This is a genomic window from Amycolatopsis ponsaeliensis (assembly GCF_030182635.1).
In the GTDB taxonomy this organism is placed as follows: domain Bacteria; phylum Actinomycetota; class Actinomycetes; order Mycobacteriales; family Pseudonocardiaceae; genus Amycolatopsis; species Amycolatopsis ponsaeliensis.
Genome location: NZ_JAPZLD010000015.1, coordinates 22989 through 35006 on the forward strand (window position 1 = coordinate 22989; position 12018 = coordinate 35006).

A 12018-nucleotide genomic window follows, 5' to 3' on the forward strand; every position below is an offset into this window, starting at 1 on the left:
ACCTAAGTCCCGGGTCGATCCGGGACCCAGGTCCGGACCGGACCGGGACCGGCTCGGCAACGGTGCAGGCGGCGGGTCCCGGTGGCGTTCCGGAGGCCGCGCGAAAGCGCACGCCTGTGGTCCCGGTCACACTCGGGCGGCCGCAGCGTGATTCACGGTGCGTGACGGATCCGGCAGTCGGTCCGGCCGGCGTCAGGAGGGGATGATCGTCGGGATCTTGGTCTTGCGGAAGGCGGCGAACTCGGCCGCGGCGGCCAGCAGGATGGCGACGATCATCGTGATGCCCAAGGACATCGGGTGCAGCGCGGTGACGCCCTTGAGCAAGGTGAGCGCGCCGAACAGCAGCACGACCTTCACGACGTACCCGCCGAGCGCGATGACCATGACGAACATCGGGTCCTGGCCGGCGCTGAACCGCATCAAGCCCAGCGTGGACAGCGACGCCAGCATGGCGAGCACACCACCGACGAGCGAGCCCAGGAAGCCGGGCATGCCCTTGAGGATGCTGAAGAGCGCGATGCAGACGATCACCGCGGGCGGGGTGATGAGCAGCGAAGCCTTGGTCATGGCGCGGGCGGCCTGCAGCACCACCTTGGCGTGCGGGTTCTCCTGCGCTTCGGTTTCGGTCTCGCTCACGGCTGGCTCCCTGCTCGGTTCAGCCACCGAGTGTAGAGAACGCGCCTGGTCAGGTTCCGGGCTGGTTGCGCGAACGCAGCCGCGGGACGATCGAGACGACCACCGCGAACACCAGCCCGACCCCGATGATCCACAACGCCGCCGCGTCGTCGAACAGGGTCACCGACACCGCTCCGAACGCCAGGATCCCGGCCCACAAATAGATCAGCAGCACCGCGCGGCGCTGGGAGTGCCCGATCTCCAGCAGCCGGTGGTGCAGGTGCATCTTGTCCGCCGCGAACGGGCTCTCGCCGCGGCGCGTGCGCCGGATGACCGCCATGATCAGGTCCAGCAGCGGTACGAACAGCACCGCCGCCACGACCACCAGCGGCGACAGCAGCGCGATCGCGTCCTTGCCGCTGAACTGCGGGTACGGCACGCGCCCGGACGCCGACGTCGTCGCGCCCGCGAGCATCAGGCCGATCATCATCGACCCGGAGTCGCCCATGAATATCTTCGCGGGCTGGAAGTTGTACGGCAGGAACCCCAGGCACGCGCCGGCGAGCGTCGCCGCGATCAGCGCGGGCGGGTACGTGCCGACGTCGCCGCCGGAGCTGTCGAGCAGGCCCAGCGAGAACGCGCACGTCGCCGCCGCCGCGATGAACCCGAGGCCGCCGGCCAGCCCGTCCAGGCCGTCGACGAAGTTCATCGCGTTGACCATCACCACGACCATCACGACCGTGAGCAGCGCGCCCTGGTTCTTGTCGAGCACCAGCACCGACCCGAACGAGTCGCCCTGCCCGCCCCACGGCACCCAGAACGACACCCACTGCACGCCGAAGATGACCAGGATCCCGGCGCACATGACCTGGCCGGCCAGCTTCGTCCAGGCGTCCAGCTCGAACCGGTCGTCGAGCGCGCCGATCAGCGAGATGACCCCCGCCGCGAGCAGCACGCCGACCGAGTCGAACGAGGCGTCGAAGCCGTGCGACAGCGCGGGCAGCTGGTGGGCCAGGCCCATCGCGCCCGCGACGCCGAGAAAGATGCCGATCCCGCCCATCCGCGGGATCGGGGCGACGTGGACGTCGCGCGCCCGCGGGTTGGCGATCGCGCCGACGCGGATCGCGAGCCGGCGCACGAGGCCGGTGAGCAGGTAGGTCACGGCCGTCGCGGTCAGCGCGACGAGGATGTATTCCCGGATGGGGAGAAGACCGGATGTGGGCGGCACGGGTGCGTCACGCTCGCGGGGTCGGGGTCACCCGCGACACGCTATCGTGCCGCGGAAAACCGCTTGATCCGGCTTCAGGCCAACGATTCCGCGGGTACACCGAGCACCTCCGCGATGGCGTCCTTGGTCACCGCGCCCTCGCGCAGCACCACCGGTTCGGTGCCGGTGAGGTCCACGATGCTCGACGCGACGGGCTCGCCGCTCGACCCGCCGTCGAGGTACACCGCGACCGAGTCGCCGAGCTGTTCCTGCGCCTCCTGCGCGGTGCTGGCCGGCGGCCGGCCCGAGACGTTCGCGCTCGACACGGCCATCGGGCCGACGTCGCGCAGCAGTTCCAGGGCCACCGGGTGCAGCGGCATCCGGAGCATCACGGTGCCGCGGGCGTCGCCGAGGTTCCACTGCAGACTCGGCGCGTGCGGGAGCACGATGGACAGATCGCCCGGCCAGAACGCTTCGATGAGCGCACGCGCCTGCGGGGGCACGCCGAGCACCAGGCCGTCCACAGTGGACCAGGAGCCGACGAGCACGCCGACCGGCATGTCCGGGCCGCGGTTCTTCGCGCGCAGCAGCGCCTGGACGGCGCCCGCGTCGAACGCGTCGGCGCCGATGCCGTAGACCGTGTCGGTCGGCAGGACGACCAGCCTGCTCGACCGCACCGCGCCCGCGGCCGCCGCCAGTCCGTCGGCCCGGGACTCCCGCTTGCTGCAGTCGTAGACCACGCTCATGAGCGCCAAGAGTAGTCCCGCCGCCGGAGCGGGCGTCCGCCGCGTCACACCGGCGTGCTGACAACCGGCCAGACTTTCGTCGTGGGGCAAGCGGGTAAACCTCGCCGCGAGGCGGAACCGGGACAGCGGGGCTCAATACGGTCGATCATCGGGAACCACCACCCCCGTGGGTTCCCAGTGAAGGAGCCGCAGATGCGTTCCAGAACCCCGAAGGCGCTCGCCCTGCTCGCCGCGGTCACCGTCCTCACCGGGCTCGGCGCGGGCACCGCCGCCGCCGAGCCGCTGACCCGCGGCTGGCCGGCGCCGATCGACGCCGCGCACTGGGAGAACCAGGACCACATGACCTGGTCCGACTACCAGAAGGTGCCCGGCACGAACTGGGCCGACCCTTCCCTCAAGCCCACCCAGCGCACCTTCAAGGGCGCGGTGGTCCTCGCCGACTACCCCGACCAGGACTTCGTCGTCACGAAGCCGGCGAACTCGACGATCTTCGGCAACCCCGGCCCCGCCGCCGCGAACATCCCGCGGGCCGGCGTCGCGCAGTACTACCAGGACTTCCTCAACAAGCCCGAAGCGCTCAACAACGGGCACACGATCAACGAGTACTGGATGGAGGACTCCGGCGGCCGCTTCGGCGTGCAGCTGACCGCGTTCGGGCCGTACCGGATGCCCGGGCAGTCCTACGAGTACGGCATGGAGTTCCAGCCGAACGCGTGCCCGCCGTCCGCGAACTGCGACCGGGACATCCGCGCCGACGCCGGCAACGCCTGGCGCGCCGACGTCGGCGACACGGCGAACCAGTTCGACTTCGTCTTCTACCTGTCGGCGGGCCAGGACGAGAGCTCGACCTGGCAGGAGTTCGGCGAGATGAAGTTCGGGACGAAGGAGAACGTGCCGGACGCGTTCGGCCCGCCGAACCACGACCTGCCCAACTACGCGGCGACGCGCTACGTGCCGTGGACGTCGTGGGCCTCGGCCGCCAGCATCTGGCCGAACGCCGGGAACGGCAGCTCGGTGCAGGCCGAAAGCTCCGGCCAGTCGACCTACGCCCACGAGTTCAGCCACATCCTGGGCATCGGCGACAACTACAACAACCCGTTCGGCGTCCCGCCGTCCCGCAGCTACAGCGGGCCGTGGGACATGCTGTCGCGCGGGACGTTCAACGGGCCCGGCGGCCCGCACACGCGCTGGCAGATCCCGGCGACGCAGGGCAGTTCGATGGGCGCCCAGCACCAGCTGCGCAACAAGCTGAAGCTCGGCATCGTCGACCCGGCGGACGTCCTGCAGCTGGACCGGAACGCGCTGGCGTCCTCGGGTCCGGTGTCGGCGCGGTTGACGGCGCGGGAGACGGAGGCGCAGCCCGGCGCGTTCACCGGGCTGAACATCAAGCTCACCGGCGGTGACAGGGCGCCGAAGTGCGACCGCGCGAAGGACCCGTTCTGCGACGGCGGCGGCTACGACAACTACACCGTCGAGGTCGTCGACCGGATGGGCGCGGACTCGTTCGCACCGGATTCGGGCGTGATGATCACCAAGACGAAGAACAAGGACGACGCGCCCTTCGACTGGGTGATCGACGCCAACCCGCAGGACATCGGCATCACCGACTACACGAAGGCGGACGGCACGCCGGTGAAGATCACCATCGGCGACTACCGCCAGCTCAACGACGCGCTGTTCAAGGCGGGGACCGAAGCGGCGAGCCCGTACGAGTACACCGACCAGGCGAACCGGCTGAAGTTCCTGATCACCGACCTGGCCCGGGACCGTCACGGCGTGCTGTCGTACACGGTGACGGTGGCCTCGCTGGACGGCGCGGGCAGCCAGGCACGCGGAGCGGCGGTGACCCCGGCGCTGCCGGCGTTCGCCCGCGGCGGCCTCGCGACCTGCGACTTCGGCCTCCTCAACACGGGGTCGGCCCGCGGCGCGCAGGCACCGTACGACACGGACACGTACCGGCTGAGCGTGTCGACGGACGCGCGGGGCTGGGAGGTCCGGTTGCCGAACGAGCTGGCGACGGCGAAGTTCGGCGGGCACGTGAAGGTGCCGGCGTACGCGAAGCGGGGAGCGGGCGGCGACTTGGCGGCCCGGGTGAAGCTGACGGCGACGTCGGTGAGCGACCCGTCGAAGACGGCGACCGCGAGCTGCACGGCGTTCGGCTTCTAGCGTGATCCGGAGGGGGCCACTCGCGGGTGGTCCCCTCCGGGCGGCTGCTCAGCCCAGCCGGCGAGCCGTGACGAACCGGGCCCGGCCCGTCAGATCGTTGTGGCCCTCGACCCCCGTCAACACCCTGCGAGCCCGCACCAAAGCCGGGACCGCCGACCCGTGCGTGTCGTCGTGCTCGATCGCCAGTCCGCCTCCCGGGCGCAGCAGCCGGGACCCCGCCGCGATCGCGTGGCGGATCACCGCCAGCCCGCTCTCCTCCGCGAACACCGCGCGCGGCGGGTCGTGCTCCGCGACCTCCGGGGGCACCGGCGTGCCCTCCGGGACGTACGGCGGGTTGCACAGCACCAGGTCGACCAGGCCGTCGAGCTCGGCGAACATCGTCGGGTCGCCGATGTCACCGGAGTACAGGCGGATCGGGGTGTTGCCCGCGTCCGCGTGGACGTCCGCGTTGTGACGGGCCCACGCCAGCGCCTGCGGGTCGACGTCGACCGCGTACACCACCGCGTCCGGCCGGGCGTGCGCCACCGCCAGTGCCAGCGCCCCCGAGCCGGTGCACAGGTCCACCACCACCGGGAACTCGCGCCCCTGCAGGAACTTGACGCCCCACTCGAGCAGCAGCTCCGTCTCGGGCCGCGGCACGAACACCCCCGCGCCGACCGCGACCGTGATCTCCCCGAGCGCCGCCCAGCCGGTCAGGTACTGCAACGGGATCCGCTTCGCGCGCTGCTGGACGAGCTGGCCGATGGCCTCGATGACCGGCGGGTCGACCAGCGGCACCATCGGCAGCCGGCCGCGTTCGACCCCCAGCACGTGCGCCGCGATCACCTCGGCGTCGAACCGCGGCGAGGCGATGCCGGCGCGTTCGAGAATCCGGGTGGCCTCGATGATGGCCAGGCGCAGCGGCTGCCGATTCACTCGTCGTCCTTCACCTCGTCAAGCCTGGCACACCAGGCGGAACTCCCCCGTGAGGACACGCGCCGGTCCTACGCCGTCCAGCGTATCGAGACGCCCTCAGCCCTCGGCGGACAAGTACCCGGCCAGCGCGCTCCGGCGCCGCTGCAGCGCCCCGATCCGGTCGTCCATCGCGGTCAGCTCGCGGTGCAGCAGCCCGGCCAGCTCCGGGCACAGGTCCAGGTGGGCTTCCTCCCCGCGGGCGCACTGCAGCGCGGACGCGATGACCTCGGTCGTCAACCCGGCCCCGAGCAGCCGCCGGATCTGCCGCACGCGCACGACGGCGTCCTCGTCGTAGGCCCGGTAGCCGTTGCCGTCGCGTGCCGCCGTCAGCAGGCCCTGTTCCTCGTAGTAGCGCAGCAGCCGTGTGCTGACGCCTGTGCGTCCCGCGAGCTCGCCGATCCGCATCCGACCCCCTGGCGACTTGACCTTCACACCGATGTGAAGACCTAACGTCGCCGGCATGACCGAACATTTCCGCCACGTCGTCCGGGGCACCGGGCCCGGCCTGCTGCTCGCCCACGGAGGTGGCGGCAGCGTCGAAGGCAACTTCGGCCCGATCCTCGACGCCCTCGCGCGCACGCACACCGTCGTCGGCCCCGACTACCCCGGCTCCGGCGCGACACCGCGCAGCGAAACCCCGCTCGACCTGGACGAAGTCGCCGACGAGCTGGTCTCGATCGCCGTCGGTGCTGGGCTGGAGCGGTTCGCGATCCTCGGGTACTCGCTCGGGACGGCGGTCGCGGTCCGCGCCACCACCCGGCACCCGGACCGCGTCACCGGACTGGTCCTGACCAGCGGGTTCGCCCGCCTCGACAACCGGATCCGGCTCGCGGCCGACGTCTGGGCCGCGCTCCTGCACGACGACCCGCGGCTGCTCGCGAAGTTCCTCACGCTGGTCGCGACCGGCGGCCCGCATTTGGAGTCCCTGACGCCGGAGCAGCTGGAACAAGCCGTCGACGGGCTCGCCGCGTTCATCCCCGAAGGCAGCCCCGAGCAGGTCGGCCTGGTCGCGCAGGTCGACACCCGCGCCGAGCTGGCCGCGATCGCCGTGCCCACACTCGTCGTCGCGACCACGCTCGACGGGCTCGCCTCGCCCGCGTTGTCGCGCGAGCTCGCCGACGGCATTCCCGGCGCCGGGCTCGTCGAAATCGAGGCTGGCCACAACATCGGTGTCGAAGCCCGTGACGAATGGCTCGCCGCCATCGAAAAGTTCCTCGGAGGCCTCTGATGAACCTGGAAGTCGTGCTCCCGAACGAACACCCGGACCTGGACCCCGCGCGTCCCGCCGAACTCGCGCGGCGAGCCGAGGACCTCGGCTACCGCGCCGCCTGGCTGCCCGACCACCTCATCCCGCCCGGCGCCTTCGGCGACGTCTTCGGCGGGGTCTACGAGCCCCTGGTCACGCTCGCCCACATCGCCGCCCGCACGGACCGGATCCGGCTCGGGACGTCGGTGCTGATCGTGCCGCTGCGAGAGCCGTTCGCACTGGCCAAGCAGGTCGCGACGCTCGATGCACTCTCCGGGCACCGGCTCGACCTCGGCGTCGGCAGCGGCTGGAACGAGCCCGAGTTCGCCGAGGTCGGCGCGGACTTCGGGAGCCGCGGCAAGCGGACCGACGCCACCCTCGACCTGCTCGCCGAGCTCTTCCGCACCGGCCGCGGCCCCGGCGGCGGGTACTTCGAGCCGCGCCCGGCCGGGCCGGTGCCGATCACCGTCGGCGGCAACTCGGACGTCGCGCTGCGCCGGGCCGCGCGGATCGGCTCGGGCTGGATGAGCGCCGGCCTCTCCCCCGAAGAAGTCGGCGAGCGCGCCGGAAAACTCACCGGCATGACAAACGGCCGCGAAACACGGGTCACCGCCAGAATGGAATGGCACGGCGGCGATCTCGGGGCGGCGAAAGCGCGATTCGAGGCGTATATCCTGGCCGGGGCGGACGCGGTGGCCGTCCACTTCGGCCCGGCCGAAGGCTGCGAACAGCGGATGACCACGTTCGCCGAGGCCGTCGCCGGACCCTAGGATGCCCGAGACGCCGACCCCCGGGAGCGCCAGTGCCGACCGAGCCGACCACGCGCCACCGGGTCGCGTTCATCTTCCCCATCTACAACGAGGAAGCGAACATCGACGTGCTGCACCGCACGGTCGACGAGGTCACCGCGCCGCTGGCCGGGCGGTACGACTTCAGCTTCATCTACGTCGACGACGGCAGCCGGGACGCGTCCCTGGAGCGGCTCACCGAGCTGGGGGCGCGCGACGCCCGTGTCACGGTCGTCGAGCTGTCCCGCAACTTCGGGCACCAGATGGCCGTCACCGCGGGGCTCGACCTGGTGGACGCCGACGCCACGATCATCATGGACAGCGACCTGCAGGACCCGCCGCGAGTGGCTCTCGAGCTGCTCGAGAAGTGGGAAGAGGGCTACGAGGTCGTCTACGCGCAGCGCCGGTCACGCCGGGATTCGCCGTTCAAGCGGTTCACCGCGAGCGCGTTCTACTGGTTCCTGCAGAAGATGGCCGCGGTCGAGATCCCGAAGAACACCGGCGACTTCCGGCTGGTCGACCGCAAGGTCGTCGACGAGCTGCGCAAGTACCGCGAGCGCGACCGGTTCCTGCGCGGCCTGGTCAGCTACGTCGGGTTCCGGCAGACGGCGGTGCTGTTCGACCGCGACCAGCGCCACGCGGGCGTCACCGGCTACCCGTTGACGAAGATGCTGCGCTTCGCCGCCGACGGCATCCTCGGGTTCTCGACGACACCGCTGCGGATGATCACGCGGATGGGGTACCTGATCTCGCTGCTGAGCTTCCTCGGTGTGCTCTACGTCGTCGGCGTGAAGCTGTTCGCGCCGGAGACGGCGGTGCCCGGCTGGGCGTTCATCACCATCGCGATGTTCTTCCTCGGCGGTATCCAGATCATCATGCTGGGAGTGCTGGGCAGCTACATCGGCCGCACGTACTCGCAGGTCCAGAACCGGCCGCTGTACACAGTGGCCTCGGTGCGCACCGGCGTCCCCGAGACCGCCCAGGACAACCGGAGCGCCGCCCGATGAGGTTCGTCACGGCCACGCAGGTGCGCTTCGGGATCGTCGGGATCGGCAACACGCTCGTCGACGCACTGGGCTACGCGCTGCTCGCGACGCTGGGCGTGCCGACGTTCGTCGCCAACTTCCTCTCCACGACGGCGGGCATGCTGCTGTCGTTCACGCTGAACCGGAACTTCACGTTCCGGGCGAAGGACGGCGACATCCGGAAGCAGGCGCTGCTGTTCTTCGGGGTGACGGCGTTCGGGCTCTGGGTGGTCCAGTTCGGCGTCATCACGCTGGTGAGCCGCCTGTTCCCGGGGATCAACCTGCTGGTGCCGAAGGGCGCGGCGATCGTCGTCGGGCTGTTCTGGAACTACCTGCTCTACCACTACGTGGTCTTCCGGCACCGGCCCGTTTCGCCCGTTCCCGGTGCAGCGCCCGCCGACTCTGCGTGATCTCGTACGCTGTTCCGAGTGCGATTCCGTGAACTCCGCTTCGGCTTGGGCGTCTTCGTCCTTTCCCTGGGCGTCCTGCTGGTCCGGTTCCTCGTGCCGAGGCCGGTCGGGATGGCGGACAACGGCGACGGCTGGCGCCTGCTGTGCGACCTCGGCGGCCGGCACCCGGAGCTCAGTTCCGAGTTCTACGTGCACTTCAGCTACGGGCCGGGGTCGGCCTGCAAGAGCGACTACATCTCGAGCCAGGCGTGGCTCGACTGGTTCGCGAGCAAGCTGGGGAAGGTGCTCGGCTCGTCGGCGGAGCTCAACCTGCTGGTGCTCGGCGCGATCACGTGCGTGCTGGTCGCGATCGGCATCGCGGCGACGGTCCTCGGCCTGGAGCTGAGCCGCCGCAACCAGGTCATCGCGGCTGTGCTGTTGCTGCTCGTGATGGCCGATTCGGCGTTCTTCGGCTACTTCGCGTCGGTGCTCAGCGAGGGCGCCGGGTTCGTCGGGATGCTGCTGATGGCGGGCGGCCTGCTGCTGATGAACCGCACGGGCGCGACGCGGTACTGGGGTGCGGCGCTGACCGTGGTGGGCGCGCTGATCGGCATCAACGCGAAGTCGCAGACGCTGCTGCTGATCCCGCTGTTCGTGGTGGCGCTGGCGCTGCTCCGGCCGGTGGGCAAGCGCGGGTGGGCGCGGTGGCTGCTGCCGCTGGGCGTGCTGGTGGTCGTGGGCGCGGGGACGGCGGCGGTGCAGTCCCACGGCGACCCGGCCAACGCCGAGTACCGCGAAGCGAACATGTACCACGTGGTGTTCGACAGCATCGTGGACGGCAAGCACGACACGGACGCCGACCTCGCGGCGCTGGGCCTGCCCCAGAGCGCGAAGAAGTTCATCGGCACGGGCTGGTGGGCGGCGCACCCGTGGACGGACGCGGACTACAACGGCTTCCGCGACAAGATCAGCCGCCGCAACGTGGTGCAGTACTACGCGTCCCACCCGGCGCGCACGGTCCAGATCCTCCAGCAGGGCGCGGTCGACACCCTGACGGCGCGCCCGTCCCGGCTGGGCAGCTTCGCCGAGTCGGCCGGGTTCCCGAAGATGGCCCAGGAGTACCGGGTGCCGGTGTTCTCCGGGCTGTCCGCGCTGGCCGCGCCGCTGGGGCTGTTCGTGCTGGTGCCGTTCTGGCTGCTGATCGGCTGGGCCGGGGTGCGCGCGTTCCGGCGCCGCGCGCGCGAGTACGGCGTCGTCGTGTTCTTCCTGCTGCTGTTCGCGGTGGGCCAGTTCGGGCTGTCCGCGCTGGGCGAAGGCGTCGAGGGCGTGAAGCACCAGCTGCTGACGCTGTTCCCGACGTTCCTGGCATTCGCGTTCGCGGTGCTGAGCTTCTTCCCGCGGCCGGCTCGGCCGGTGGCGGAGGAAGCCGCCGCTTCCGACGAGGAGCCGGTGACCGAGGTCTTCGACGCCTTCAAGGAACCGGAGCAGCCCGCCGTCCGCTGACGCGCCGTGTCGACCCTCCGATCACGCGTGTCGACCCCGCAATCACGCGTGCCGGCGCCCGGATCACGGCGCGGCCCGGCAGGTGGTGTGCGGGAAGGGTCGACACGCGTGATCAGGAAGCCGACACGCGTGACTGGAGGGTCGACACGGCGTGCGCACCGCCGTCACGCGGTCATCCGTACATCGCCACCTGCTGGAACGCCGCGAGCGCCCGGTCGATCGCGTGCGGCTGCGGCGCGCCCGCGGTGTCGAGCCGGTTCCATCGCTGCAGGTTCATGCCGACCGCCAGCTGCCGCTCGCCGTCGGCGCGGATCGCGGCCAGCGCGCCGCCGCCCCAGACCGTGCCGCCGTGGCCCCAGAACCTCGCCTGGCCGGGTGCCTCCACCGGGTGCAGGCCGAGGCCGTAGTCGATCAGCTTGCCCTCCTGGGAGATCACCCGGACCGTGCGCCGCATCTGCTCGAGTGACGTCCGGCTGACGATCTCCCCCGCGTGCAGCAGGCGGAAGAACCGGTTGAGGTCCGCGACCGTCGAGACCAGCGCGGCCGCCGGCCCCACCCACGACATGTCGAAGACGCTGTAGTCGCGCGGCGGGTCGATCATGCCGAACCACGACTCGTAGAGCCGCGAGTGCGGCCCGTCGACGTGCGCCCCCTCCGGGAATCCGGTGTCCCGGAGGCCGGCTCGCTCGATGACGTCCCGGGTGATGTGCTTCTCGGCCGCGGTGCCGGTGACGTGCTCCAGGAGCTGCCCCAGGAGCAGGTAGCCGGTGTTCGAGTACAGCCCCGGGGTGCCACCCGGAGTGCCGACGGCCGGTGCGGCGACGCCCATCCCGATCAGGTCGACGGGGTCGAAGCGCGTGAACCGGTGGTCGTCGAAGCTCTCGGGTCCGGTCTTCGCCAGGTCGGGGAACGCGCTGAGCGACGGATAGGCGTACGGCAGGTATTCGGCGAGCCCGCTGGTGTGGTCGAGCAGCATCCGGACGGTGATCGCGTCCCCGCGTTCGCCGGGGACCAGCCGCGGCAGGTAGTGGCCGATCGGGGTGTCGAGCCCGATTTCGCCGTTCTCGACCTGGCGCAGCACCGCGGCGGCGGTGAAGGTCTTCGTGATGCTGCCGACGCGGTGCCGCAGGTCCGCGGTGACCGGACGACCGGTCTCGACGTCGGCGACCCCGGCCGCGCCGCGCCAGACGTCGTCACCCGCCCTGACCTCGGCAAACACGCCCGGCATCCCGGCCTGGCAGACGTTCTCGAGGGCGGCGTCCAGTTCGGCGTTGTCCAGTGGTTTCTGCACGGCAGTGTGCTTCCTCCATGGGAGCGAGCTCCCCCCAGCCATGTGTCCTCATTATGCACGCACCGCGTGCAACAGCAAGTGCATAGGC

12 protein-coding genes are annotated in these 12018 nt (G+C 71.0%); 6 read left to right on the forward strand and 6 right to left on the reverse strand.

Features of this window, described 5'->3' with window-relative positions; translation table 11 throughout:
* Window positions 1-192 precede the first annotated feature (192 nt).
* The 3 genes from QQ657_RS22630 to QQ657_RS22640 all read right to left on the reverse strand — a co-directional run bounded on the left by QQ657_RS22630 (window position 193) and on the right by QQ657_RS22640 (window position 2568).
* On the reverse strand, window positions 193-636 hold the full coding sequence (locus QQ657_RS22630) for a Cg1360 family ATP-synthase-associated protein (RefSeq protein WP_284744213.1): 444 nt from the start codon (window positions 634-636) through the stop codon (window positions 193-195).
* Window positions 637-685: 49 nt separating this feature from the next.
* Window positions 686-1843: a glycosyltransferase family 4 protein gene (locus tag QQ657_RS22635; protein WP_284744214.1), complete on the reverse strand. Its 1158-nt coding sequence runs from the start codon at window positions 1841-1843 to the stop codon at window positions 686-688.
* A 74-nt stretch (window positions 1844-1917) separates the two neighbouring features.
* Window positions 1918-2568: an L-threonylcarbamoyladenylate synthase gene (locus tag QQ657_RS22640; RefSeq protein WP_284744215.1), complete on the reverse strand. Its 651-nt coding sequence runs from the start codon at window positions 2566-2568 to the stop codon at window positions 1918-1920.
* Between the two features lie 192 nt (window positions 2569-2760).
* Here QQ657_RS22640 and QQ657_RS22645 point away from each other — a divergent pair, with 192 nt between their 5' ends.
* Window positions 2761-4734, forward strand: a complete 1974-nt coding sequence (locus QQ657_RS22645) for a M6 family metalloprotease domain-containing protein (protein WP_284744216.1) — start codon at window positions 2761-2763, stop codon at window positions 4732-4734.
* A gap of 48 nt (window positions 4735-4782) precedes the next feature.
* On the opposite strand, the gene prmC is transcribed toward QQ657_RS22645, so the two are convergent.
* Together prmC and QQ657_RS22655 are read right to left on the reverse strand one after the other, a co-directional pair.
* The gene (gene prmC, locus QQ657_RS22650; RefSeq protein ID WP_284744217.1) at window positions 4783-5649 is read right to left on the reverse strand and encodes a peptide chain release factor N(5)-glutamine methyltransferase; all 867 of its coding nucleotides are present in this window, start codon (window positions 5647-5649) and stop codon (window positions 4783-4785) included.
* A gap of 96 nt (window positions 5650-5745) precedes the next feature.
* Window positions 5746-6093, reverse strand: a complete 348-nt coding sequence (locus tag QQ657_RS22655; RefSeq protein ID WP_284744218.1) for a MerR family transcriptional regulator — start codon at window positions 6091-6093, stop codon at window positions 5746-5748.
* Window positions 6094-6148: 55 nt separating this feature from the next.
* Here QQ657_RS22655 and QQ657_RS22660 point away from each other — a divergent pair, with 55 nt between their 5' ends.
* From QQ657_RS22660 to wsfD, 5 genes are read left to right on the forward strand one after another with little or no spacing between them, the layout of a single operon-like run.
* On the forward strand, window positions 6149-6916 hold the full coding sequence (locus QQ657_RS22660) for an alpha/beta fold hydrolase (RefSeq protein ID WP_284744219.1): 768 nt from the start codon (window positions 6149-6151) through the stop codon (window positions 6914-6916).
* Window positions 6916-7704 carry a TIGR03619 family F420-dependent LLM class oxidoreductase gene (locus tag QQ657_RS22665; protein ID WP_284744220.1) on the forward strand — a complete coding sequence of 263 codons (789 nt, stop codon included), beginning with the start codon at window positions 6916-6918 and terminating at the stop codon, window positions 7702-7704. The genes QQ657_RS22660 and QQ657_RS22665 overlap by 1 nt, the downstream gene beginning before the upstream one ends.
* Window positions 7705-7736: 32 nt before the next feature.
* Entirely contained in the window at window positions 7737-8729 is a 993-nt protein-coding gene (locus QQ657_RS22670) for a glycosyltransferase family 2 protein (RefSeq protein ID WP_284744221.1), read from the forward strand.
* Complete coding sequence (locus QQ657_RS22675) at window positions 8726-9157, forward strand: GtrA family protein (protein ID WP_284744222.1); 432 nt, start codon at window positions 8726-8728, stop codon at window positions 9155-9157. The genes QQ657_RS22670 and QQ657_RS22675 overlap by 4 nt, the downstream gene beginning before the upstream one ends.
* 18 nt (window positions 9158-9175) lie before the next feature.
* Entirely contained in the window at window positions 9176-10639 is a 1464-nt protein-coding gene (gene wsfD / locus QQ657_RS22680) for a glycan biosynthesis hexose transferase WsfD (RefSeq protein WP_284744223.1), read from the forward strand.
* Window positions 10640-10811: 172 nt separating this feature from the next.
* Here the strand turns inward: wsfD and QQ657_RS22685 are convergent, their stop codons facing one another.
* Entirely contained in the window at window positions 10812-11930 is a 1119-nt protein-coding gene (locus QQ657_RS22685) for a serine hydrolase domain-containing protein (protein ID WP_284744224.1), read from the reverse strand.
* Window positions 11931-12018: the final 88 nt, after the last annotated feature.